The 23,840-nt window shown below is 60.3% G+C and carries 20 protein-coding genes; 8 read left to right on the forward strand and 12 right to left on the reverse strand.

Going from position 1 to position 23,840, the window contains the following annotated elements:
- Nucleotides 1–75: 75 nt before the first annotated feature.
- A complete protein-coding gene (locus LVY75_00830) occupies nucleotides 76–1,104 on the reverse strand; it encodes a zinc transporter ZntB (GenBank protein XAZ20539.1) in 1,029 nt (342 codons plus the stop codon).
- Nucleotides 1,105–1,307: 203 nt separating this feature from the next.
- Nucleotides 1,308–2,183 carry an AraC family transcriptional regulator gene (locus LVY75_00835; protein XAZ20540.1) on the reverse strand — a complete coding sequence of 292 codons (876 nt, stop codon included), beginning with the start codon at nucleotides 2,181–2,183 and terminating at the stop codon, nucleotides 1,308–1,310.
- A 214-nt stretch (nucleotides 2,184–2,397) separates the two neighbouring features.
- Here LVY75_00835 and LVY75_00840 point away from each other — a divergent pair, with 214 nt between their 5' ends.
- The 6 genes from LVY75_00840 to LVY75_00865 all read left to right on the forward strand — a co-directional run bounded on the left by LVY75_00840 (nucleotide 2,398) and on the right by LVY75_00865 (nucleotide 11,400).
- Nucleotides 2,398–3,864 (forward strand): alpha-glucosidase/alpha-galactosidase, encoded by a 1,467-nt coding sequence (locus LVY75_00840; GenBank protein ID XAZ20541.1) that lies wholly within the window; start codon nucleotides 2,398–2,400, stop codon nucleotides 3,862–3,864.
- A gap of 122 nt (nucleotides 3,865–3,986) precedes the next feature.
- The gene (locus LVY75_00845; protein ID XAZ20542.1) at nucleotides 3,987–6,074 is read left to right on the forward strand and encodes an ABC transporter substrate-binding protein; all 2,088 of its coding nucleotides are present in this window, start codon (nucleotides 3,987–3,989) and stop codon (nucleotides 6,072–6,074) included.
- Between the two features lie 118 nt (nucleotides 6,075–6,192).
- Nucleotides 6,193–7,200, forward strand: a complete 1,008-nt coding sequence (locus LVY75_00850) for an ABC transporter permease (GenBank protein ID XAZ20543.1) — start codon at nucleotides 6,193–6,195, stop codon at nucleotides 7,198–7,200.
- A gap of 1 nt (nucleotide 7,201) precedes the next feature.
- Nucleotides 7,202–8,335 (forward strand): ABC transporter permease, encoded by a 1,134-nt coding sequence (locus LVY75_00855; protein ID XAZ20544.1) that lies wholly within the window; start codon nucleotides 7,202–7,204, stop codon nucleotides 8,333–8,335.
- 10 nt (nucleotides 8,336–8,345) lie between these two features.
- Complete coding sequence (locus tag LVY75_00860; GenBank protein XAZ20545.1) at nucleotides 8,346–10,013, forward strand: ABC transporter ATP-binding protein; 1,668 nt, start codon at nucleotides 8,346–8,348, stop codon at nucleotides 10,011–10,013.
- Between the two features lie 22 nt (nucleotides 10,014–10,035).
- Complete coding sequence (locus tag LVY75_00865; GenBank protein XAZ20546.1) at nucleotides 10,036–11,400, forward strand: alpha-glucosidase/alpha-galactosidase; 1,365 nt, start codon at nucleotides 10,036–10,038, stop codon at nucleotides 11,398–11,400.
- 55 nt (nucleotides 11,401–11,455) lie between these two features.
- Here the strand turns inward: LVY75_00865 and LVY75_00870 are convergent, their stop codons facing one another.
- The 5 genes from LVY75_00870 to LVY75_00890 all read right to left on the reverse strand — a co-directional run bounded on the left by LVY75_00870 (nucleotide 11,456) and on the right by LVY75_00890 (nucleotide 16,692).
- Nucleotides 11,456–11,950 carry an RES domain-containing protein gene (locus LVY75_00870; GenBank protein XAZ20547.1) on the reverse strand — a complete coding sequence of 165 codons (495 nt, stop codon included), beginning with the start codon at nucleotides 11,948–11,950 and terminating at the stop codon, nucleotides 11,456–11,458.
- 9 nt (nucleotides 11,951–11,959) lie between these two features.
- Nucleotides 11,960–12,310, reverse strand: coding sequence for an MbcA/ParS/Xre antitoxin family protein (locus LVY75_00875; protein XAZ20548.1), 351 nt, complete (start codon nucleotides 12,308–12,310; stop codon nucleotides 11,960–11,962).
- A 73-nt stretch (nucleotides 12,311–12,383) separates the two neighbouring features.
- Nucleotides 12,384–13,943 (reverse strand): GMC family oxidoreductase N-terminal domain-containing protein, encoded by a 1,560-nt coding sequence (locus LVY75_00880; protein XAZ21391.1) that lies wholly within the window; start codon nucleotides 13,941–13,943, stop codon nucleotides 12,384–12,386.
- A 167-nt stretch (nucleotides 13,944–14,110) separates the two neighbouring features.
- Nucleotides 14,111–14,983 (reverse strand): amidohydrolase family protein, encoded by an 873-nt coding sequence (locus LVY75_00885; GenBank protein ID XAZ20549.1) that lies wholly within the window; start codon nucleotides 14,981–14,983, stop codon nucleotides 14,111–14,113.
- Entirely contained in the window at nucleotides 14,980–16,692 is a 1,713-nt protein-coding gene (locus LVY75_00890; GenBank protein ID XAZ20550.1) for a dihydroxy-acid dehydratase, read from the reverse strand. Before LVY75_00890 ends, LVY75_00885 begins: the two co-directional genes overlap by 4 nt.
- A gap of 220 nt (nucleotides 16,693–16,912) precedes the next feature.
- Between LVY75_00890 and LVY75_00895 the strand changes: the two genes are divergently transcribed.
- The gene (locus LVY75_00895) at nucleotides 16,913–17,938 is read left to right on the forward strand and encodes a Gfo/Idh/MocA family oxidoreductase (protein ID XAZ20551.1); all 1,026 of its coding nucleotides are present in this window, start codon (nucleotides 16,913–16,915) and stop codon (nucleotides 17,936–17,938) included.
- Nucleotides 17,939–17,964: 26 nt separating this feature from the next.
- Entirely contained in the window at nucleotides 17,965–18,636 is a 672-nt protein-coding gene (locus tag LVY75_00900) for a GntR family transcriptional regulator (GenBank protein XAZ20552.1), read from the forward strand.
- A 4-nt stretch (nucleotides 18,637–18,640) separates the two neighbouring features.
- Here LVY75_00900 and LVY75_00905 read toward each other — a convergent pair whose 3' ends face one another.
- Genes LVY75_00905 through LVY75_00925 form a run of 5 tightly spaced genes read right to left on the reverse strand, consistent with a single transcriptional unit; the run spans nucleotide 18,641 to nucleotide 23,795 of the window.
- A complete protein-coding gene (locus tag LVY75_00905; protein XAZ20553.1) occupies nucleotides 18,641–19,627 on the reverse strand; it encodes a PfkB family carbohydrate kinase in 987 nt (328 codons plus the stop codon).
- Nucleotides 19,624–20,679: a sn-glycerol-3-phosphate ABC transporter ATP-binding protein UgpC gene (gene ugpC, locus LVY75_00910; GenBank protein ID XAZ20554.1), complete on the reverse strand. Its 1,056-nt coding sequence runs from the start codon at nucleotides 20,677–20,679 to the stop codon at nucleotides 19,624–19,626. The genes LVY75_00905 and ugpC overlap by 4 nt, the downstream gene beginning before the upstream one ends.
- A 25-nt stretch (nucleotides 20,680–20,704) precedes the next feature.
- A complete protein-coding gene (locus LVY75_00915; GenBank protein ID XAZ20555.1) occupies nucleotides 20,705–21,526 on the reverse strand; it encodes a carbohydrate ABC transporter permease in 822 nt (273 codons plus the stop codon).
- Nucleotides 21,526–22,464 (reverse strand): sugar ABC transporter permease, encoded by a 939-nt coding sequence (locus LVY75_00920; protein ID XAZ20556.1) that lies wholly within the window; start codon nucleotides 22,462–22,464, stop codon nucleotides 21,526–21,528. The genes LVY75_00915 and LVY75_00920 overlap by 1 nt, the downstream gene beginning before the upstream one ends.
- Complete coding sequence (locus LVY75_00925; GenBank protein XAZ20557.1) at nucleotides 22,464–23,795, reverse strand: sugar ABC transporter substrate-binding protein; 1,332 nt, start codon at nucleotides 23,793–23,795, stop codon at nucleotides 22,464–22,466. The genes LVY75_00920 and LVY75_00925 overlap by 1 nt, the downstream gene beginning before the upstream one ends.
- Nucleotides 23,796–23,840: the final 45 nt, after the last annotated feature.

Raw genomic sequence — 23,840 nt, forward strand, 5'->3', positions numbered from 1 at the left:
CCGTGCCCTCGTGCGATAATCGTCTTGTATTGAAATCATCAGGAAAGGCAGTTCGGGATCTCTGCCCTTGGCTGCTCATAGCCAGTTGATCCGTTTGAGGACCATCAGCGTTGCAACGGACGTGACCGCAACAAAGCCAACGATGATGATGAAAGCCCAAGTATCGTTGACGCCAGGGATACCGCCAACATTCATGCCGAAAAGACCGGCGACCACGCTCGGCGGTAGCAGCAGGGCGGCGAGCGCGGCGAGGCGATTGGAATTGCGGGCAATCCTTTCGCTGATGACCGTGGACAGGTCGTCATGAAGAATGCCGGTACGGTCACGGATGGCGTCGAGATATTCGATGAAGCGCATCAGCTTGTCGATGACCTCGCGGAAACGCAGCTTGTCGCGCTCCTTCAGCCACGGTGCGTCGTCATGCTCGATGCGGTTCAGGGCGTCGCGCTGGGGGGCGAGATAGCGCCGAAGCTGCACGGACCGGCGGCGAAGCTGCTTCAGCCGCTCGCGGACTTCGCTGGCTTCGCCGTGAAAGATCAATTCATCCAGCTCGTCGACCTCTTCGTCCATCGTGTCGAGCACGGGTTCGAGGTCGCGGACCAGCTTTTCGCTGACAAGGGCGAGCAGTTCCCCCGTCTGCTTCGGGCCCTTGCCCTTGTCGAGCGCAAGGCGGATATCGCGCAAGGCGGTTATATAGTGGCCGCTGTCGCGCAGGGTCACCAGCCGGCGCTGATCGGCCCATACGTGAAGGGGAACGAGATCGATTTCCGCCGACCTGACCTCCGCCTCTTCCGGCGGAGCGGCACAGACGCCGCGAAGAATGATCAGCAGCCCGTCATCGATGGCTTCGACGCGCGGCCGCGTTTCCTCTTCCAGCAAGGCGTCGGCGACGAGCGGGTCGAAGCCGCCTCTGGTCGTCACCCATTCGGCAGCGGCTGGATGATCGCGTTCGAAATGCAGCCAGATGACGCCGTCATCCGGCGTCCATCGGCGCACTGCTTCCATGTCGAGGGTGCGACAGCCGCCATTGCCGTCAAGAAGCACGGCGAAACGCAAACCCGGCTCGACGCCGTAACTTGCGATGCTCACCACCTGCTCGCCCATGAATAACCTCCAGCAGCCAAAGCCCACCTCCCGTAAGCACAGATCAACAGCTTAGCGAGTCGCTGTCAGGCGGCAAGATGGTCTGTGCCCGGAGAACAAGGCTGCAGGCATTCGTCTGAACTTGAGGTGCTAGATCGAATTCCATAAATCCTGGTCGCGCCGGCGATTTTGTCGCGGGATACATTCTGTCTTCAATTGATCGCCTACCGGCCGCGGCCGATGCTCGCATACATGCCGGTCGTGCGAAACTCCGTCGGCGTGATGCCGTAAACGCGCCGGAAGACCTTGGCGAAGTAATTGGCGTCTTCGAAGCCGCACATGATCGAGACTTCCTTGACCGGCAGGAAATCCGCCTTGGTCAACAATTTTGCGGCGCGTTGCAGGCGCTGCTGCAGGACATATTCGGCGGGCGGCACGCCTTCGCTTTCGGCGAAGCTGCGAGAAAAGTGGGCGCGGCTCAAGCCGACGATCGCCGCAAGCTCGCTGACCGGAAGCGGTTTTTCCAGATTGGCGTTGATATGGTCGGTCACCGCCTGCATGGCGCGTTGTTCGGCCATCGAGGCGGAGGCGCCGAAGATGTCATCATAGAGCGCCATGGCGGCTTCATAGGCGACCGCCGAGGCCGAGCCCGGCGTGTTTGCGCCTTTGACGAGCCGCAGGCTGCAGTCCGCCAGATGATCGATGGTCGATTGCTGCAGCTTGAAGACCGGCCCGGCGAGTGCCAGCACCATCTTGTGGATGCGCAGCGTTTCTTCACCGTTCATCGAGATCCAGAAATATTCCCAGCGGTCGCCCTTTTCCAGCCAGTAGCGGTGATTGTGCGGCACGAGCACCATCATCGTGTCGCCGCTCTGGAGCTTGTAATTGCGATTCTGGTAGCGCAGGCGGCCGGTGCCGTTGATCGTATGCTGCAGCACCGTGAAGGGTGTCAGGCCGCGCTTTCTGCCGTCCCAATCATAGGTCTCGTTTTCACGCACCTCGTAACCGGCGCTCGTGGGCATGGCATGCAAACGCTGCCGTCCGCGCGGCAGCGAAACGGTTCTCATCGACTGGCCGTTGGCGATCAAATCATGCAGCACAAAATTACCCTCGAAAGCATAATCCTTCTCTGGCCGCTCCTGCGAATATGCGCATAATCCCCTCTCACAAGAGGAAGAGATCGCGGTCGAAAGAACGGCCGGGAGGAATACAGGCGCTATTTCCCGGTATTTTCAGACGATGTGCGAAAGCATGCCGCCTGATCCTCCTTTGCCGTCTTTTTACCTAGCATTTGATCGGATCGAGGTGAAGGATATGAGTTTCAAAATCGCTATTATCGGGGCAGGCAGTGTCGGTTTCACCAAGAAGTTGTTCACGGACATTCTCTGCGTGCCGGAATTCAAGGACATCGAATTCGCGCTGACCGACCTCAGCGAGCATAACCTCCAGATGATCAAGGCGATCCTCGACAAAATCGTCGAGTCGAACAAGCTGCCGACAAAGGTGACGGCCACGACAGATCGCCGCAAGGCGTTGGAAGGCGCGCGTTATGTCATCAGCTGCGTGCGCGTCGGCGGGCTGGAAGCCTATGCCGACGACATCAGAATTCCGCTGAAATACGGTATCGACCAGTGCGTTGGCGATACGATCTGCGCCGGCGGCATTCTCTATGGCCAGCGCAATATTCCCGTCATCCTCGATTTCTGCAAGGATATCCGCGAGGTCGCAGCACCGGGCGCGAAGTTCCTGAACTATGCCAATCCGATGGCGATGAACACCTGGGCGGCCATCGAATATGGCAAGGTCGATACGGTCGGCCTCTGCCACGGTGTCCAACATGGCGCCGAACAGATTGCCGAAGTGCTGGGCGCCAAGTCGCAGAGCGAGCTTGACTACATCTGCTCCGGCATCAATCACCAGACCTGGTTCGTCGATCTGCGTCTCAACGGCCGCAAGATCGGCAAGGATGAGCTGGTCGCCGCTTTCGAGGCGCACCCTGTCTATTCGCAGCAGGAGAAGCTGCGTATCGACGTCTTGAAGCGCTTCGGCGTCTATTCGACGGAAAGCAACGGTCATCTCTCCGAATACCTGCCCTGGTATCGCAAGCGGCCGGACGAAATCACCCGCTGGATCGATATGTCGGACTGGATCCATGGCGAGACCGGCGGCTATCTGCGTCACTCGACAGAGACCCGCAACTGGTTCGAGACGGAGTTCCCGCAATTCCTCGCTTCGGCCGAAAAGCCGATCGATCCGGCCAAGCGCTCCAACGAGCATGCGAGCCATATCCTGGAGGCGCTGGAGACCGGTCGGGTCTATCGCGGTCACTTCAACGTCAAGAATACCGGCGTCATCACCAACCTGCCATCCGACGCCATCATCGAGTCGCCCGGCTTCGTCGATCGCTTCGGCATCAACATGGTCTCCGGCATCACCATTCCGGAAGCCTGTGCTGCGACTTGCATCTCGTCGATCAATGTCCAGCGCATGTCGGTGCATGCGGCGATTTCCGGCGATATCGATCTCCTGAAGCTCGCCGTACTGCACGATCCGCTGGTTGGTGCCGTCTCGACCCCGGAAGAGGTTTGGCAGATGGTCGATGAAATGGTGGTCGCCCAGGCGCGCTGGCTGCCGCAATATGCTGATGCCGTCCCGGCTGCCAAGGAGCGGCTGGCAAATTCCAAGGTCAAGACGCGAGAGTGGGAAGGGGCTGCGCGCCGCCATGTCCGCTCCATCGAGGAACTTCGCGTTGAAAAGGCCGCGCTGAAGCAGGCTGTTTAAATCAGGTGAGGGAGGCTGCGGCGGTTCTTCGGGAGGAAGGCCGTCGCGCTTAAGCTTCCTTCATTATCGTTTGAGGAGAAGCGGAGACGCGTACAAGCGCTCCGGAACAAGAGGGAGAGACGATGACGAATTTCCGTAAGATCGGCATCCTGGCAGGACTGGCGCTCAGCGTTTCAGTCGCGGCCCTGAATGCCTATGCGTCCGAGCCTACAGTGCCGCCAGCCCCGCCGGCTTTCCCGGCGGAAGGCAAGATCAAATATGTGTCCCGCGACTCCATCCTGGAGTTCAAGGCGCTGCCCGAATATCATGAGCCGGACTGGGTAACGAAGAATTTCGTCGACACCGGCAAGCTGCCGGCGGTCAAGGATCGCCTGCCCAAGGAACCGATGGTCTTCAAGACCGAGAACATGCCTGACGGTCCCGGCGTCTATGGCGACGTGATGCGCCATGTCATCGGCGGTCGGCCGGAAGGCTGGAACTACGGTGCCGGTCAGACGCAGGGCTGGGGCGGTATCGATATCGGCCTCTCCGAATGCCTGACACGCACAGCACCGCTATTCCAGGTGGAAGCCAAGGATACCGAGCCGTTGCCGAACCTCGCCAAGGGCTGGGAGTGGTCGCAGGACGGTCACAAGCTCACCATGCACCTGATCGAAGGCGCCAAGTGGTCCGACGGCGCGCCCTTCAACGCCGATGACCTCATGTTCTATTGGGAAGACGAAGTCATCGACCCGAACGTTTCGCCGCTCGGTGGCGGTGCGTCGCCGGAGGCCTTCGGTGAGGGAACGACGCTCACGAAGATCGACGACTACACAGTCGAATGGACCTTCAAGGAAGCCTTCCCGAAGCAGTATCTCTATACGATGGCCTACCCCAACTTCTGCCCGGGTCCATCGCATATTCTCAAACTCCAGCATCCAAAATATTCGAAGAACACTTACGACCAGTTCAAGAACGCCTTCCCGCCGGAATTCATGAACATGCCGGTGATGGGCGCCTGGGTGCCGGTTGAATATCGGCCTGACGATATCATCGTCATGCGCCGCAATCCCTATTACTGGAAGGTCGACGAGAAGGGCAATCAGCTGCCTTATCTCAACGAGCTGCACTACAAGCTCTCGACCTGGGCCGACCGTGACGTGCAGGCTGTAGCCGGTTCTGCCGACTTCTCGAACCTCGAGCAGCCGGAAAACTTCGTTGCCTCGCTCAAGCGCGCTGCCGAAAAGACCGCTCCGGCGCGTCTCGCCTTCGGTCCGCGCCTCATCGGCTATAACTTGCGTATGAACCTGTCGGGCAATGGCTGGGGTGATCCCGACGCTCGCAGTCAGGCGATCCGCGAACTCGACCGCAACGAGGACTTCCGCAAGGCCATAACCATGGCGGTCGACCGCAAGGCAATCGGCGACTCCCTCGTCAAGGGACCGTTCACGGCAATTTATGCAGGCGGCCTTTCCTCAGGCACGAGCTTCTATGATCGCAACTCGACAGTCTACTATCCCTTCGATCTGAAGGGTGCGAAGGCACTGCTCGCCAAGGTCGGCCTGAAGGATACCGACGGCGATGGCTTCGTGAACTTCCCGGCCGGAACAGCTGACGGCAAGAACGTCGAGATCGTGCTTCTCGTCAACAACGACTACACCACCGACAAGAGCCTTGCCGAAGGTGTCGTCGGCCAGATGGAAAAGCTCGGCATCAAGATCATCATCAATGCTCTTGATGGCCCGAAGCGGGACAATGCGCATTATGCCGGCCAGTTCGACTGGCTGATCCAGCGCAACACAACCGAGCTCGCCTCCGTGGTGCAGAACACCGAGCAGCTTGCCGCTGTCGGCCCGCGTACCAGCTGGCACCATCGCGCCGGCAAGGACAATCAGCTCGACCTCCTGCCTTACGAAAAGGAGCTTGCCGACATCGTCAACAAGTTCCGCACGAGCCAGGACAATGACGAACGCGTCGCGCTCATGAAGCAGTACCAGAAGACTGCGACCGAACACGTCGATACCGTCGGCCTGACCGAATATCCGGGCGCGCTGATCATCAACAAGCGTTTCTCGAATATTCCCGAGGGCACGCCGATCATGATGTTCAACTGGGCCGAGGACTCCGTCATCCGCGAGCGTGTGTGGGTGGCCGCCGACAAGCAGGGCAAGTACGAACTCTTCCCTCAACAGCTTCCCGGTAAGCCCGGGGACAAGGGTCCGATAAACTAAGAGCTCCCTCCCGAATGACAAGAGCTTCCGGTCGCGCGTGCTGCGCGCGGCCGGTCAGAATCAACAAGCCGGCCGCGCTGAGACGAGCGACTGGCGGCAAGGAGAAGCGAACCGTCTGATGTTACGATTCCTGCTCATGCGCATCGCCTCGGCGATCCCCGTCCTCTTCATCCTGAGTGTGGTGACCTTCGCGATTATCCAGGCACCCCCCGGAGATTATGCCGATTACATCCGTTCGCAGTTGATCAATCAGGGCGGCGCTTCCTTCGCGCAAGCCGATGCCCAGGCTCAGGCCTATCGTGTCGAACATGGCCTCGATCAGCCGCTGGTCGTCCAGTACGTCAACTGGATCACGGGCATAGTGACCAGAGGCGATTTCGGCTACAGCATGTTCTACAACAAGCCGGTTGCCGACGTTGTCGGCGAGCGCCTGCCGCGCACGCTGGCCCTGGCGCTGGTCTGCCACATTTTCGCGTCGATCCTCGGCATCACTTTCGGCATCTGGGCGGCGACCCGCCAATATAGCTGGATCGACAGCCTGCTCTCCGGCATCTCTTTCCTCGGCATGACGGTGCCGCGCTTTCTGATGGCGCTGATCATCGTCTACCTGCTCGTCTTCCAGTTCAATGTGACGGAAATCGGCAGCTTCTTCTCACCGCAATATGGCGGAGCGCCGTGGTCCTGGGCGAAATTCATGGATCTCGTAAGCCACGTCTGGCCGGTCGTCGCGATCGCCACCTTCGGCGGGCTCGCCTACAATATGCGCGTCATGCGCGGCAATCTGCTCGATACGCTGAACGCCCAATATGTCGAGACAGCGCGCGCCAAGGGGCTTTCGGGCGGCGCGGTCGTCATGCGCCACGCCGTTCCAAACGCGCTCCATCCGCTCGTCATGTATCAGGGTGTCGTGCTTCCCTACATGCTGACCGGCGAGATCGAGACCGCGATCATCTTCGCTCTACCAACCGTCGGTCCGGCAATCGTCGGCTCCATGGCGATCGGTGACGTCTATGTCACCGCGACTTTCATGCTGGTGCTGTCGGCGACACTGATCGTCGGCAACATCATCGCCGACATGCTGCTTGCCATGCTCGATCCGCGGGTCCGTCAATATGGAGGAGCCTGATATGTTTGCCTTCGACTCTTCCACACCGCCGCCGCCACACGAGGAAACGGTCAAGAATACCAGCCATGGCAATGAGAGCTACATGGCTCTGGTCTGGCGCCGGCTGCGGCGCTCCTGGACCGGCATGATCGGCCTCATCCTCGTCGGGCTCCTGATCATCATGGCGATCTTTGCCGATTTCTTCGCGCCGATGGATCCGAAGGCGACCGATGTCGGCTTTGCGCCGCCGCAGCTCATCAGCATCCACGACAAGGAGGGCAGTCTCGTCTGGCCGCGCGTCTATGCGCTTGCGGATTCCGAAGAGCTCGATCCGGTCACTTTCCAGCCGGTCGTCGGCCTGGATTATGACAATCCGCGTCTGCTCGGCTTCTTCGTGAAGGGTGCTGACTATAATCTACTCGGTCTCATCCCGGCCAATCGCCATTTCTTTGGCACGGTCGATGGCGAACCGGTGCATTTCCTCGGCACCGACAAGTTCGGCCGAGACGTGCTGTCGCGCGCCATTATCGGCTCACGCATCTCGCTGATGATCGCGCTGACGGTGGTCTTCATCGTCACCGTCGTCGGCACCACTGTCGGGATGGTGTCAGGCTACTATGGCGGTGCCTTCGATATCTGGGTGCAGCGCTTCGTCGAGCTGGTGCTCGCCTTCCCGCAGCTGCCGCTTTATCTGGCGCTGACATCGCTGATCCCGATCACAGCGCCGACCAACATCTTCCTCGCCTTCGTGATCTTCGTCATGTCGGCGCTTGGCTGGGCGCAGATGTCGCGCGAGGTGCGCGGCAAGACTCTGGCGCTGGCGCGCATCGAATATGTGCGGGCAGCAATGGCCGTTGGTGCCACCGACCGGCGCATCATCTTCCAGCATATTTTCCCGAATGTGATGAGCCACGTGATCGTCGCCGTCACCATCCACATTCCGAGCGTCGTGCTGCTCGAATCCTTCCTCGGCTTCCTCGGCTTTGCCGTGAAGCCGCCGCTGATCTCCTGGGGGCTGATGCTGCAGGATACGGCGAATTATTCCGTCATCGGAACCTATCCCTGGATTCTCTCGCCCGTCGCCTTCGTGCTGGTCACCGTCTTCGCCTTCAATGCTTTGGGCGACGGTCTGCGCGATGCGGTCGATCCCTATTGAGGTGATGAAGATGGCTCTTGCTCTTGTCAGTTCCTTTGCCCCGCCCGTCCGTCACGATCACGACGGCCGCAAGGAAAGCCCTATTATCGATGCGCGCAATATCGGCGTGAATTTCAAGGTCGAGCATGGCACCGTCGAAGCCGTGAAGGATATTTCCTTCCAGCTCTATCGCGGCGAAACGATCGCCATCGTCGGTGAATCCGGCTCCGGCAAATCGGTAACGGCACGCACCGTCATGGGGCTTCTTTCCAAGCGCGCGGTGATTTCGCCGCGTTCGAGCGTCGAATATGACGGCAACAATATCCTGAAATTCTCCGAGAAGGCCCGCCGCAGGCTGCGCGGCGACCGCATCTCGATGATTTTCCAGGAGCCGATGAGTTCGCTGAACCCGATCTACACGATCGGCAGCCAGATCGTCGAAGCGATCCGCGTTCACCGCAAGATGAGCCGCAAGCAGGCCAATGCCAAAGCGCTGGAGCTTTTGAAGCAGGTACAGATCCCCGATCCCGAAGCGCGCCTGCGGCAATATCCGCACCAGCTTTCGGGCGGCCAGCGCCAGCGCGTGATGATCGCGATGGCGCTTGCCAATGATCCCGATGTCCTGATTGCCGACGAGCCGACGACGGCGCTCGACGTGACCGTCCAGGCGCAGATCCTCAACCTTATCCGCAATCTGCAGACGGAATTGCGGATGGCAGTGATCCTGATCACCCATGACCTGACGGTCGTGCGCAAGTTCTCGGACTATGTTTACGTGATGCAGCATGGCGAGATGCGCGAGCACAATGTGACCGAGCAGCTTTTCGCCAATCCGCAGCATCCTTATACCAAGCATCTTCTGGGATCCGAGCCGCGCGGACAGGCCAACCCGTTGCCGGAGGGATCGGATATCATTCTCGACGCCCGTGGCGTGCGCGTCTCCTTCATGCTGCGCCATGGCGGCTTCTTCAGGCCGGAACTGCGCGAACTGGTCGCCGTCGACAGTCTCAACCTGACGCTGCGGCGGCACGAGACGCTGGGCCTCGTCGGTGAATCCGGTTCCGGCAAGACGACCTTCGGCCAGGCTATTCTCAGGCTTAACGACACCGATAATGGCGAGATCTATTTCGACCGGCAGCCGATCCACGGCAGGTCACGGGCAGAAATGCGCCCCTTGCGCTCACGCATGCAGATCGTCTTCCAGGATCCGTTCTCCTCGCTCAATCCGCGCATGACGATCGGTCAGATCATCGAGGAGGGGCTGGTGGTCAACAAGCTTGGTGCCACCAAGAGTGAGCGGCTGGACCGCGTACGCGAAGCGCTGACTGCCGCCGGCATGCCGGGCAATATCCTGTCGCGTTTCCCGCATGAATTTTCAGGTGGCCAGCGCCAGCGCATCGCCATTGCGCGGGCGATCGCACTGGAGCCGGAATTCATCCTGCTCGACGAGCCGACCTCGGCGCTCGATCTGTCCGTCCAGGCGCAGATCATCGAACTCCTGCGCAAGCTGCAGCATGAGCGAGGCCTGAGCTACCTGTTCATTTCGCACGACCTGAAGGTCGTGCGCGCCCTCTGCCACCGTGTCATCGTCATGCAGCACGGCAAGATCATGGAAGAGGGACCCGTCAACGAAGTCCTTTCCAATCCCAAGACACCCTACACCGAACGGCTCGTCAAAGCCGCTTTCGAGGTAGCGTAATTTCAGAATGCCGGAGGTTCATATGGCAAATCCCAGAATAACGTTCATCGGAGCTGGCTCCACCGTTTTCATGAAGAATATCGTCGGCGATATCCTGCAGCGTCCGGCGCTGTCAGGCGCCACGATCGCGCTCATGGATATCAATTCGCAGCGACTGGAAGAAAGCGCCATCGTCGTCAACAAGCTGATTTCGACGCTTGGCGTGAAGGCGAAGGCGGAAACCTATTCCGATCAACGCAAGGCACTCTCGGGCGCCGATTTCGTCGTCGTCGCCTTCCAGATCGGCGGTTACGAGCCCTGCACGGTGACCGACTTCGAAGTGCCGAAGAAATACGGCCTGCGTCAGACGATTGCCGATACGCTCGGCGTCGGCGGCATCATGCGCGGTCTTCGGACCGTGCCGCATCTCTGGAAGATCTGCGAGGACATCCGCGCAGTCTGCCCCAACGCCATCATGCTGCAATATGTAAACCCGATGGCGATCAACACCTGGGCGATTTCCGAAAAATATCCCGATATCAAGCAGGTTGGCCTCTGCCATTCCGTACAGGGCACGGCGATGGAGCTCGCCCACGATCTCGACATTCCCTATGACGAGATCCGCTACCGCTCGGCCGGCATCAACCACATGGCCTTCTACCTGAAGTTCGAGCATCGCCAGCCTGATGGTTCCTACAGGAACCTCTATCCGGATCTGGTTCGCGCCTATCGCGAAGGCCGCGCGCCGAAGCCCGGCTGGAACCCGCGCTGCCCCAACAAGGTGCGCTACGAGATGCTGACGCGGCTCGGCTATTTCGTCACCGAAAGCTCGGAGCATTTTGCCGAATACACGCCTTACTTCATCAAGGAAGGCCGTGAGGATCTGATCGAGAAGTTCGGCATTCCGCTCGACGAATATCCGAAGCGCTGCATCGAGCAGATCGCCCGCTGGAAGGGGCAGGCGGAAGCCTATCGTTCGGCCGACAAGATCGAGGTCAAGGAATCGAAGGAATATGCTTCCTCGATCATCAATTCGGTCTGGACGGGTGAGCCCTCTGTTATCTACGGCAATGTGCGCAACAATGGCTGCATCACGTCGCTGCCGTCCAATTGCGCTGCCGAAGTGCCCTGCCTGGTCGATGCCTCTGGGATCCAGCCGACCTTTATCGGCGACCTGCCGCCGCAGCTGACGGCGCTGATCCGCACAAATATCAATGTCCAGGAACTGACGGTCCAGGCGCTGATGACGGAAAATCCGGAGCATATCTATCATGCCGCGATGATGGACCCGCATACGGCCGCCGAACTTGATCTCGACCAGATCTGGTCGTTGGTGGACGAGTTGCTTGCCGCTCATGGCGACTGGCTGCCCGAATGGGCGCGACCGAACAAGGTTCGCGCGGCCTGAGAGCCCGTAAGGCAATCGGCGCCGGTTTAAAGTCGGCGCCGATCAAACCAATCGGTCAGGACAGCCTGCCTTCGTCGTCGATCAAGGTCAGGCGGCAGGGAGCTTTATCGCTCCATTGCCAGAGCACGAGATTGAGGTCGTCGGCTCTCGCCGCCGGCGCAAAGCTTCTGACCAGTAGCCCGTGATAGCCGTCGGACAGGAGTTCGCGCGCAAGCATTTGCGTCCTTGCTTCGCCCTTGGCCTTCATCTCATCGCGCCAGCTTGCTGTGGCGAGCCCTGCAGCATCGATACCGAGCCCTTGAAGGGCGGTCGCGTCCCTCGTGTCGAAGATCCGTTCGATATCGGCCTCGTAAGAGACGAGTGTCGTCGGCTGCAGGCTGCCGACCTGATTGGCCTCCCGCAGTGCCGTCAGCACCGAGAGCGACGTATAAAGCGCTGGCGTTCCCTTGGGGTTGAAGCGGCCGCCATAAAGCTCTGCGCCCCGGCCGGAGAGCGGCTGGCGTGCATGGATCGGGTTCAGTGCGCGATATAGCTTTCCTTCGTAGCGCATCGGCCGGGATCAGGCGTGGATACCGGCATCAATCGCATCGATATAGTCGAGGACTTCCTCCGCCCGCCCGTCGCGAACGAGCTGCATAGCCGTCTGGCCGGAAAAGCCTGACAGGGGCTCGGAACGATACCAGGCATAGGCCATCAGCGCCGAGCCGAAGCGGGGCTCGACCTTGTTGACGACCTCGATCATCTCGCGCAGGCGTCGTTGCGTCTTGTCAGAGCGCAGGCGGTCCTTGCGCTGGATCGCATCCTTGCCGAGACCTGCCGTGCGGGCAATTTCCTCGCTCGTCGTGCGAAAGGCATCGGCGATCTTGCGCGGGGCAAATAGCCCGTCATCTGCATATTGTGCCAAGCCCATGATCCATCTCCATGCCAGTATTACTGACACTATATAGCGTCGAAATGAGCGGCATTCAATGATCACGGCGTTTTTATCGATGTCGCCGGCCGATCATGTCGGCCGCCTTGGAGCCGATCGCCATGGCTGGCGCGTTCGTGTTGCCCGAGGGAATGAAGGGAATGATCGAACAATCGATCACCCGCAGGCCATCGACCCCCCGAACCTTGAGCGCGCCATCGACCACTGCCATCGGATCGTTATCCGGCCCCATGCGCAGGCTGCCGGAGGGATGATAGTTGGTCTTGACCGTCTGGCCAGCGAATTTCGTGAGCGCCTCCTCATCTTGCAGCGCCTTGCCGGGCAGGATTTCCATGGCGATCTTGGAACGGAAAGGCTCGGTTTCCAGAAGCCGCCGCGCCGTTTTCAGAGACGCCAGGGTGAGGCGCAGGTCATCGGGGTTGCCGAAGAAATTGCAGTCGACGAGCGGCTGCTCGGCCGGGTTTGCGGAGCGCAGCTTTACGCTGCCGCGCGCCTTCGGGCGAAGCAGGCAGGAGGTGAAGGTCACGCCCCAGGTCGGCTTGGCGGAGGAGACATCACGATCGAGGTAGACGATCGGCGCGCAATAGAGCTGGATCGTCGGCCGCTCACCGCCATCGGGATCGTAGAAGAGGCAGGACTCGATGCCTGTCGTCGTCACCGGCCCGGAATCGAAGAGCAGATACTGAAGCCCGTTGCGGATCATCGGCCAACCCTTGTCCTCGCCGAAATAGCCTGATTTGCCTTTCGTGGTGGCGATGACCGGAACCTCGTGATGATCCTGCAGATTGGCGCCGACACCTGGAAGGTCCGCTATCACCTCGATCCCGTGTTCACGCAGATGGTCGGCAGGCCCGATGCCCGAGAGCATCAGCAGCTTGGCGCTGTTATAGGTTCCCGACGCAACGAGCACTTCGCGTTCGGCCATGGTCTCATGCGTCTGGCCAGCCCGCGTATAGGAGACGCCGACGGCGCGGCCGTTCCTGATGATCAGGCGATCGACGCGGGCTTCGGTGATGATCTCCAGCCTGCTGTCGCCCGAGAGCGGATCGAGGAAGGCTTTCTTCGCATCCGAGCGTTGCGTGCGCCGGCCCCATTTGGCGAAGGTATGTTGCATGATACCGACGCCATTCTGCCTGACGCCGTTGAAATCGGGATTGTAGGGATGGCCGAGCCCCTGGGCCGCAAGGATGAAATCCTCGGTCGTATCCGAGATATGGCGCGGCTCGGAGACGCGCAGATTGCCGGAAATGCCGTGGAATTCGTTATTGAAACGGCTGTTTGCTTCGATGCCTTTGAAATGCGGCAGCATATCCGCATAGGACCACTCTGCTCCGTTGCCGAGATAGGTGGCCCAACTGTCATAGTCCTCCTTCTGGCCGCGCATATACACCATGGCATTGACCGCACTGCCGCCACCAAGCGCTTTTGCGACCGGCACGATCGGGCCACGGCCGCCGAGTTGCGGCTGCGCCACCGTGTGGTGCATCTCGAGGAAATCGTCGCGGGCAAGGTATTTCATGTAACCGGCAGGAAAGGACATAAGCCTCGCCGTATCGCGCGGTCCGCGCTCGATGATGAGCACCGAAAACCCAAAATCCCGCACCAGCCGCATCGCGGCAACCGAGGCCGCGGATCCGCCACCAGCAATGATGAAGTCATAGCTCTTGCTCACATTTCCTCCGAACCGGGATGATGGTATCCGCCGACTCGCAATCGACTGACAAAACGAGTGACAACAATGACATAGATGACACTGGCGATCGTCAAGGCGCTTTGCGCTCAGCGCCCAAAGAATAGCGTTTCGGCATTCTCGATGAAGATTTTACGGGCAAGCGCGAGGTCGCCGATTGCATCCTGCATCCCATCGATCAGGTCGGCATCATCTGGCATATCGCTCCAGAGTTCGGTGTGTGGCCAATCGCTGCCCCAGAGCAGTTTTTCCGGATGGCTGGCCGCAAGCGCTCGGACCACTTCGGCAAAGCCGGGATAGCCGCGGTCACGCGTCAGCCGATAAGGCGCCGTCAGCTTGATATATCCGCCGGCATGATCGGCTAACCGCTGCAGCGCCGGAAGATGCTCACGCCATGCGCTGTCGGTGAGCGGCATGAAGCCCAGATGATCGATGACGAAGCGGACACCGAGAGGCGGCAACCGCCCGGCGAGATCATCGATCTGGTCCGGATTGATCTGAAACTGCAGCGACCAGCCGAACTCACGGACGGCTGCAGCAAGCTTTTCGGCGGCTGCCAGCGGCAGGCCGCCCTTGTTGCGGGTGTTGATGCGCACACCGCGGACGCCGAGCCTGTCGAGGCGGGCGATCTCTTCGGCACTGGTCTCGGGATCGATGACGACAATGCCGCGAAGGCGTTTCGGAAAGGCAGCCAGCGCCTCGGCAAGCACCCGGTTGTCGAGGCCGTAGACGCTCGGCTGCACGAGAATGCCCCTGCCGATACCGAGCCGGTCGGCAAAGGCGATCCAGTCGGCCGTCGTCGCGATCTCTGGCGTATAGCTGCGCGGCGTGTTGAGGGGTGCGTCCGACCGGAAGACATGGAAATGCGTGTCGATCGTGCCCTGAGGCAGCGGCTTGTTCGGAAGACGGGTCAATGGCAGACGTGGCAGGCAGAATGGCGCTTCACTGTCCGGCTGGCTCATTTCCGATCCAGTTCCTCATGTTGGAGGAAGTCGAAATCGACGCCTTCATCGGCCTGCAGCACGCGCGTATGGTAGAGTTTCGCATAGCCGCGCACGGGCTCGGCAGCCGATATCTCTCCGAGTTCCGCCATCCGCCGGTCGAATTCTGTCTGGTCGATGGCAAGGTCAATGCGTCTCTCCTTGACGTCGAGTCGGATGCGGTCACCGGTTCTGACGATCGCCAAGGGTCCGCCGGCGGCAGCTTCGGGGGCGATGTGGAGTACGATGGTCCCGAAGGCGGTGCCGCTCATGCGGGCATCGGAAATCCGCACCATGTCCTTGACACCTTGCCGGGCGAGCTTGCGCGGGATCGGCAGGTATCCGGCTTCGGGCATGCCCGGCGCGCCTTTCGGACCGGCATTGCGCAGAACGAGAATATCGTCGGCGCTGACGTCAAGGTCGTCGCTGTCGATCCGCAGGGTCATGTCCTCGACGGAATCGAACACGACCGCTCGCCCCTCGTGTTGCAGCAGATCCTTCGATGCGGCAGATTGTTTGATGACTGCGCCGCGAGGCGCGAGATTGCCATGGAGTACGGCAATGGTGCCGATCGGCTTCAGCGGCTTTTCGACGGTACGAATGATTGTCTGCCCAGGCTCATCGGGGGCGGCGTCGATCACCTCGCCAATGGTCTTCCCATAGACCGTCTGCTGGCTGCCGTCGATCTCGTGGCGAACGGCTTTCAACAGCGTCTGCACGCCGCCGGCCTCATGGAACTGTTCCATATAGTGCTGGCCGGATGGCTGCAGATCGACGAGAAGTGGTATGACCTTGCCCAGCCTGTCGAGCTCGGCCATGTCGAGGCGAATGCCGAGCCGCCCGGTAATGGCGGCAAGGTGGACGACGGCATTGGTCGAGCCGCCCATCGCCTGCAGGGCGACAAGACCGTTGCGGATGGCCGCTGGGGTCAGGATATCGCGGACAGTCGGCGCATCCGGGTTGGCTGCAAGCGCGGCGGCGACACGGCCCGTCTCTTCGGCTAGCCGTACCCGCTCGGATTCTGCGGCGGGTGCCGATCCCGCCCGCGGCAGGCAGAGACCCATCACCTCGGTCAGGTTGGCCATAGTGCTCGCCGTTCCCATGACCGTGCAGGTGCCGATCGAGCTTGCGAGCTTGTTATTGACATCGGTAATCTCCGCCTCGTCGATTTCTCCTGCACGGAAGCGGCCCCAGAAACGGCGGCAATCGGTGCAGGCGCCGAGCCTTTCGCCCTTGTGATGGCCGACGGCCATCGGCCCCGTCGGCAGGAAGATCGCCGGTATCTCGCTGCTGGCAGCGGCCATGATCTGCGCCGGCAGGGTCTTGTCGCAGCCGCCGATGAGGATGACGGCATCCATCGGCTGGGCGCGGATCATTTCCTCGGTTTCCATCGCCATCAGATTGCGCAGATACATCGAGGTCGGTGAGGCGAAGCTCTCATGGATGGAAATTGTCGGGAAAACCATAGGCATGGCGCCTGCGAGCATAACGCCACGCTTGGCCGCTTCGATCAGCTGCGGGACATTGCCGTGGCAGGGGTTGAAATCGCTGTAAGTATTGGCGATCCCCACGATCGGGCGATCGAGGGCATCGTCCGAATAGCCCATTGCCTTGATAAAGGCCTTTCGGAGGAAAAGGGAAAAACCCTGATCGCCGTAACTCGTCAGCTTGCGACGAAGACCGCTCGACATTGTTCCTCCCTCGTCCCTTAAATTGATCTCAAGCCTAGTGGGATATGCAGGATTGTCAATAAATAAGATATGGCGACACGCATGCGGATCAGCTTGGTCGGCGATTTTTATAAAGAAAACTCAATATAATTCACGATATTTTCCGTTTTTTATCTGCATTACGCATTGGCTTTCCGGCCGGCGGCGCTTAGATTATCGATAAAATAGGGTGCGGTGATTTATGGAAGAGATCAGGCGAAGGCGTGTAGGGATTATTGGCGCCGGCTGGGTGAGTGAATATCATCTGCCGGCATGGGCAAAACAGTCGGCACGCGCCGAGATCGTCGCGATCGCCGATCCCTCCACCGAGGCGCGCGAGGCCAAAAGCCAGCACTTTGGCATTCCACGCGCTTACGCGACTGCGGAGACGATGCTGGCGAATGAAGCGCTCGATGCGGTCGATATCTGCGCGCCGCGCGAGGCCCATGTTGCGCTTGTGCGGCTTGCCGCGGCAAGGGGCCTCGATATCATCTGCCAGAAGCCGCTCGCGCGTGACTACGATCAGGCCGCTGCTCTCGTTGCCGGTCTGCCGCCGTCGATCCGGTTGATGGTGCATGAGAACTGGCGGTTTCGCGCTTACTATCGCCGGCTGAAGGCATGGCTGGAGGAGGGCATCGCGGGCGCCGTCAGGCAGGTCCAATTCGAATTCCTGTCGAGTGGGATGATTGCAGACGGTGAGGGCAGAAGGCCGGCGCTCGTCCGCCAGCCGTTTTTCCGCACACAGGAACGCCTTCTTGTCATGGAGGTGATGATCCATCACCTGGATACGCTGCGCTACCTGTTCGGCGAGATGGAGGTTGTTGCCGCACATCTCGAGCGCAGCAATGACGACATTGTCGCCGAAGATGTTGCGTCCGTCGTCCTGCGCCGTCTGGACGACGGGGTGATGGTCACTGTAAACGCCAATCTCGCGGTGCATGGCGCTCCGCCGGCGCCGCGTGACCATCTGCGGGTTTTTGGTACACAGGCGACGCTGGAACTGGACGGCATCAGTCTTTCGGCGAAGGGGCAAATTCAGCGCCTGGAGGAATTTGATGCGGATGCGGTCTATCAGGGCGCCTATGATGCAACGATCGCGCATTTCCTCGATGGGCTGGAGGGGCGTGCGGCGATGGAGACTGTTCCCGACGATAACATGAAGACGCTGGCGCTGGTTGAAGATATCTATCGGCTGAGCCGGTTCGACGCTCGAGGCAAACCGCGATAAGATGGCCAGCCGCCGGAGGATTATGGATGCAGATGCTTGACGATATCAGTGAAGGCGAGATCGAACACGACGACCTGAGCATCGCGCGCGCCCTTGAGGAAGACATCATCTTCGGACGGCTGGCGCCAGGCACGCGGCTGACCGAAGACACGCTGCTGGCGCGCTTCCATGTCACCCGCCATTTCGCCCGCCAGGCGATTGTCCAATTGGAGGCGATGGGCATTGTCGTGCGCGAGCGCAATAAGGGTGCCACTGTCCGTTCGCTGACCCCTCGACAGGTGCAGGAGATCTATGACGTGCGCGAGCTGCTGCAGCGGCAGGCCGCGCTCTGGATTCCATTGCCGGCACCCGACGAGCTGATCGCTGAACTGACGGTCCTGCATGAAGAGCACGGCCGGCATGTGGAATCCGGCTATCTGCGCGGCGTGCATGAGACGAACGACCGGTTCCACCTGACGCTCTTCGGGGCCTGTGGCAATTCCCATCTCGTCCAGTCGATCGAACTCTATATGCGCCTCAGCCTGCCGGTACGTGCCAATTCCATGTCCAGCAAGGAATCGCTGCAGATCTCACACGAACATCATCGGCTGATGATCGAGATGCTGAAAGGTAGGGACAACTGGGTCTTGGCGCAGCTCTGTGTCGATCACCTGCAGCCGAGCAAGAAGCGCTACCTCGCCTATGTGAGCGAAAACTGAGGTCCTAGATGGATTGGCCGGCAATCATATCGGCTGCCGCCGTTGGCGTGCGATCGCCTTCCCCCAGCAAAGCCGAAACCTCGGCACGCTGCGGTGCGCCGAGCCGCCCGCCAAAGGTGCTGCATTTCAACGCTGCGGCGGCAGAGGCCATCCGGATAGCCGCATTTGTCGTCAATCCCTCCGTGACCGCCAACGCATAGGCGCCATGGAAAATATCCCCGGCCGCCAGTGTGTCGATCGTCTTGACCCGAAATGCAGGCACATGTGCGACGTCAGCTGTTTCTTCGTTCCACCAATAGCTGCCGCGCTCCCCGGCGGTGACCACGATCAAGGCCTGCGGATATTGCGTCTTGAGATGCGGTACCATGCCGGCCGGATCGTCGATCTGCGAAAGGCTACCGGCTGCCGGCTCTGAAAAGATGATGTGGTCGGCATGTTTCGCCAGCATGTCGATGATGCGAGGCGCAGCGACATCGCCATCGAGGATTGCTGGCTTTCCGGCTGCCCTTGCTGCTTGCAGGACCTTCAGGGCAAGAGCGGGCCAGCGCACATCCACCATGACGGCATTGAACGCCGCGAGATCGTCGGCTGTGACCTCCTTAACGTGTTCGTGCAGTCGCGGATCGTAGAAGGGAACGATCAGCCTTTCGCCATCGTCGTCGATGAGGATCGTCGAAACGGCCGAACGGGCGCCCGCAACCCGGGCGCTGCCGCCGACATCAATTCCCGCTTGCTCGAGCTCTGACAGGATCTGCTGGCCGGCCGGATCGTCGCCGACTGCGCCCCACAGGCTTGCAAGACCACCGAGGCGCACGATCGCATAGGCCGCACTGGAAGCCATGCCCTCGGCCACTTGCAGCATTTCATAGGGCAGAACCTTACCCGGCGTCTGCGGGATCGTGCGGACACGAAACAGTGTATCGAGCACGGCAGCACCGACGCAGAGCACGTGGCGCGGCTTGCTGCCCGCATCGGAGAAGGTCGGGCTCAAATGCGTCGGCCAGTTGACTTGTCGAAGAGATGGACACTTGCCGGATCGATCGCGATCGAAACTGTGTCGCCGTACGCGATTGCCAGCCGTTCACGGAAGAGGCAGGAAATCTGTTCGCCATTGCAATCCAGCTTGGCGAAGATTTCCGATCCCGTTCCCTCGACGATTTCGGCACGGCCGCCAATGCCGCCTTGGCTGGCGCGAATATGTTCGGGACGGATACCGTAGACGAGCTGACCAGCGGGTGGTGCGCTCTTGATGTTTTCCGGCAGTGGCAAGATGAGGCCCATTTCGGTGCGGAAGACACCTTCTTCAATCCTGCCGTCGATGAAATTCATCGAGGGCGAGCCGATAAAGCCGGCGACGAAGAGATTGGCGGGGCGGTCATAGAGTTCCAGGGGAGCGCCGACCTGCTCGATGACGCCATCATGCAGAACAACGATCTTGTCAGCCATCGTCATCGCCTCGATCTGGTCGTGGGTGACATAGATCGTCGTCGTCTTGATACGCTGATGCAGCGATTTGATTTCGGCGCGCATCTGCACGCGCAGCTTCGCATCGAGATTGGAAAGCGGCTCGTCGAACAGGAAGACTTGCGGATCGCGCACCAATGCGCGGCCCATGGCGACACGCTGACGCTGGCCCCCTGAGAGCTGTTTGGGATAACGGTCGAGCAGCTTTTCAAGGCCAAGGATGTTAGCCGCCTTAGTGACCCGTTCGGAAATCTCCGACGTGTCGGCCTTTTTCAGCTTCAGAGCAAAGCCCATATTGTCGGCGACGCTCATATGCGGATAGAGCGCATAGTTCTGGAAGACCATTGCGATATCGCGGTCGCGGGCCCTCAGGTTGCTGACGTCACGAGCACCGATCCGGATTTCGCCGTCGCTCATTTCCTCCAGGCCGGCAATCATGCGCAGCAGGGTGGATTTGCCGCAGCCGGACGGACCGACGAGCACAACGAATTCTCCGTCGGCGATATCAACGCTGATGTCCCTGATGACATTGACGGCGCCAAAGCGTTTCTGGACGTTTCGAATATTCACATTTGCCATGTTGATGGTCCTTTGAATGCCTGGGTCAGCCGCCCTTGACGGCACCAGCCGTCAAGCCCGCAACGATCTGCTTTTGCGCAAACATGGTGAGTACCAGCACGGGCAGGGTTACGATGAGTGCGGCTGCAGCAAGCGGCCCCCAACTGACCTGCTCGAACGAGAGCATGTTATAGACGGCCACAGGCAGGGTTCTGGTCTCGCGGCTGGCAAGCACGATGCCGAAGACGAAGTTGTTCCAGGAGAAGATGACCGAGAGGATGAAAGCCACGACGATGCCGGGTTTGGCGATCGGCAGCGCCACCAGACGGAAGACCTGCCAGGAGGTCGCACCGTCGATGCTGGCCGCCTCTTCAAGCTCCATCGGCGTCGTTTCGAAATAGCCGATCATGATCCAGACGACGATCGGCACCGTTACCACCAGATGGATGATGATCTGCGGCCAGAGCGTGCCGAGAAGGTTCAGCCACTGGAACAGCAGGAACAGCGGAATGAGGAAGGACAGGCCTGGCGTCATGCGGGCGATCATGATGACCATGGCGGAACGCTCCGCCTTGAGCCGCGCGATGCCGTAGCCGGCGGGTACGCCGATCAGCAGCGCGAGCAAGGTTGCGCCGCCGGTTACAAGGATCGAATTCCAGAAATAGAGGAAGAAATTATTCTCCTCGAAGACCTTCATGTAATTCGACCAGGCGAAACGCTCGGGGATGAAGATCGGCGGATAGGCGCCATTGTCGATTTCATATTTCAGCGACAGCGAGATCATCCAGAGAAAGAACAGGATGACAGGGGAGACCATGACGAGGGCGACAAACAGCAGCCCGATGCGATCGATCGTCTTGCGTTTCATCAGCGTGTCTCCGTGTCGGACCAGTTGGCGCGCTGCCGGATCATCATCAGGACGAAGGAAAGCGCGACAATCATGATGAAGAAGACGACCGCCATCGCCGACCCGTAGCCGATGTCATAGTAGGAGAAGGCCGTATTATAGAGATAGATGTTGATCGTCTCCGATGCGGTGCCTGGCCCGCCCTGGGTCATCGCATAGATGATATCGAAGCTCTTGACCGCATCGATGCTTCTGATCATCACGCCGATCATCAGGAAGGGTGCGATCATCGGCAGGGTCAGGTAGCGGAACTTCTGCCAGGCGTTGGCGCCGTCGATTTCGGCACTCTCATAGGGTTCGCGCGGAACGGCCGCCAGGCCCCCGAGAACGATCAGCATGATCAGCGGTGTCCATTGCCAGGTCTCGACCAGCACGAGCGAGGGAATGACGCTGTTCTGGTTGTAGATCCATTCCTGCGGCCCGATGCCCACGAGCGACAGCAGGTAATTGAGCACGCCGAGCTGCGGATGGAACATCATCGTCCAGACGAGCGCTATGGCGACCGGTGTCGCCATCATCGGCATGACGAAAACGCCCCGCAGCAAACCGCGGAACGGAAACTGTGCGTCGAAAATCAGGGCGGCGAGCGTGCCCAGGATGAGCGGGGCGACGACGGCAAGCAGCGTGTAGAGCGCCGTGTGCCAAAGCGATTCCCAGAAGCGCATGTCCACCAGCAGCCGGGTGTAATTGTCCAGACCGGCAAAAACCACCGGCTGGCCCAGGGTCCAGCTGTTCACGCTCATCCAGAGCGTAAACACCCAAGGAAACACGATGACCGCGGCGATGACGAGCAGCGCCGGGACAACGAAGGGCCAGTAGTTTGGAGCAAGCCGACCTGGCTTGCTCCTCCCGTTTGCGATGCTATTCGATCGCGTGGTGTCCATGCTCACGGATGCCATTATCCCTCGCTTCGGGCCAGTACCGGTTCGAACTGCGCCGTGGCGCTCTTCAGTTCCGCTGCCGGATCGGCGCCGCCGATCATGTTGGTCAAGCCGACGCCATAGATGTCGCGGAACTCGGTGACCGGAATGATGACCGGCAGCGCGAGCTGCGAGACCTTTGCCGAGCCCGCAACGGCATCGACCCAGGTGCTCGGCATGGTGACGCCCTCGCGAACCTTGGCGTCTTCGAGAATCGAATTGCGGAAGGGAACGCCGGCACCCGCCTGCAGAAGGCGCGCGCCCATGTCGTGGGAAATGACCCACTGGCAGAAGAGATAGGCCGCTTCCTTGTTCTTGCTGGCGGCGGTGACGCCGATGCCGTCACCGGTCGTGGCGGCCGCCTGTGCCTTTGGTCCCTTCGGCATGATGCCGTAGCCGACCTTGCCGACGACGCGGGACTTTTCCGGATTCTCGATCGGCGGCGCGAAGCCGACGCCATCGAGCCACATGCCGACCTTGCCCTGCAGGAAGGCAGACTGTGCCTCCGCCCAGTTGAAGCCGGACACGCCAACAGGCGCAGACTTCGTCATCAGGCGCTGATACATCTTGGCCGCCTCGACGGCTTCGTCAGAGGTCGTGCGCAGCTTTCCATCCGGGCCGAGCGGCGTCGAGCCATAGCCGAGCAGCAGGGTGGTCCAAACCGGAACGTTGGCATTCTTGAGGCCACGAGCCACGAAGCCGTAGGTATTGGAGGACTTATCGGTCAGGGCTTCAGCGGCACTAGCCATCTCATCGAATGTCGACGGATAGGACAGGCCCTTCTTCTCGAACAGTTCCTTGTTCCAGTAGACAATCCAGTAGTCCACCGAGAAGGGAAGCGAGCGCAGCACGCCTTGTGAATCCTTGGCGAACTGCATGCCGGCTTCCGCAAAGTCGCTTTCGACCAGCGACGGGTCGGTCAGTGACGGGTCCTTGACGAAGCCGCTGATATCGGCAAGCCAGCCGCCCTTTTCAAACTGGCGCTTTTGCACGTGGTAGCTGAGGTGCACGACGTCGAAGCTCGGCTTGCCGGAGCTGAGCTCGATCGTCGTCTTCTGACGCTGCTGCTGTTCAGGCGTGGCTTCTGCGTTGACCTTGATGCCGGTCAGCGCTTCGAATTCGCTCAGATATTTGAGGATCGTTTCGCTGCGCGGGCTCTTGACGAGGTTCACCTCGAGCGTCGTTCCGGCAAAGCGCTTCCAGTCGACTGCTGCCGAAGCAGGCCTGATGCCGAGCAGGCCGGCGGCGCCGATCGCTGCCGAACCCGCCAGGAAGTTTCGGCGCGTGGGACGAATGAATGATGATGACATGCTGCTCTCCTCCTCTTGTGTGGCCTGCGATCTCCTCACCGCAGG

Source organism: Sinorhizobium sp. B11 (genome assembly GCA_039725955.1).
Taxonomy (GTDB): Bacteria; Pseudomonadota; Alphaproteobacteria; order Rhizobiales; family Rhizobiaceae; genus Rhizobium.

Coding starts and splice junctions, on each gene's coding strand:
- LVY75_00875 (XAZ20548.1), bottom strand. CDS start 12,310: ATGGGCTTGGCACAATATGCAGATGACGGGCTATTTGCCCCGCGCAAG.
- LVY75_00850 (XAZ20543.1), top strand. CDS start 6,193: ATGTTACGATTCCTGCTCATGCGCATCGCCTCGGCGATCCCCGTCCTC.
- LVY75_00855 (XAZ20544.1), top strand. CDS start 7,202: ATGTTTGCCTTCGACTCTTCCACACCGCCGCCGCCACACGAGGAAACG.
- LVY75_00890 (XAZ20550.1), bottom strand. CDS start 16,692: ATGTCGAGCGGTCTTCGTCGCAAGCTGACGAGTTACGGCGATCAGGGT.
- LVY75_00880 (XAZ21391.1), bottom strand. CDS start 13,943: ATGCGGCTGGTGCGGGATTTTGGGTTTTCGGTGCTCATCATCGAGCGC.
- LVY75_00920 (XAZ20556.1), bottom strand. CDS start 22,464: ATGGCATCCGTGAGCATGGACACCACGCGATCGAATAGCATCGCAAAC.
- LVY75_00860 (XAZ20545.1), top strand. CDS start 8,346: ATGGCTCTTGCTCTTGTCAGTTCCTTTGCCCCGCCCGTCCGTCACGAT.
- LVY75_00865 (XAZ20546.1), top strand. CDS start 10,036: ATGGCAAATCCCAGAATAACGTTCATCGGAGCTGGCTCCACCGTTTTC.
- LVY75_00915 (XAZ20555.1), bottom strand. CDS start 21,526: ATGAAACGCAAGACGATCGATCGCATCGGGCTGCTGTTTGTCGCCCTC.
- LVY75_00885 (XAZ20549.1), bottom strand. CDS start 14,983: ATGAGCCAGCCGGACAGTGAAGCGCCATTCTGCCTGCCACGTCTGCCA.
- LVY75_00830 (XAZ20539.1), bottom strand. CDS start 1,104: ATGGGCGAGCAGGTGGTGAGCATCGCAAGTTACGGCGTCGAGCCGGGT.
- LVY75_00870 (XAZ20547.1), bottom strand. CDS start 11,950: ATGCGCTACGAAGGAAAGCTATATCGCGCACTGAACCCGATCCATGCA.
- LVY75_00900 (XAZ20552.1), top strand. CDS start 17,965: ATGCAGATGCTTGACGATATCAGTGAAGGCGAGATCGAACACGACGAC.
- LVY75_00840 (XAZ20541.1), top strand. CDS start 2,398: ATGAGTTTCAAAATCGCTATTATCGGGGCAGGCAGTGTCGGTTTCACC.
- LVY75_00895 (XAZ20551.1), top strand. CDS start 16,913: ATGGAAGAGATCAGGCGAAGGCGTGTAGGGATTATTGGCGCCGGCTGG.
- LVY75_00925 (XAZ20557.1), bottom strand. CDS start 23,795: ATGTCATCATCATTCATTCGTCCCACGCGCCGAAACTTCCTGGCGGGT.
- ugpC (XAZ20554.1), bottom strand. CDS start 20,679: ATGGCAAATGTGAATATTCGAAACGTCCAGAAACGCTTTGGCGCCGTC.
- LVY75_00845 (XAZ20542.1), top strand. CDS start 3,987: ATGACGAATTTCCGTAAGATCGGCATCCTGGCAGGACTGGCGCTCAGC.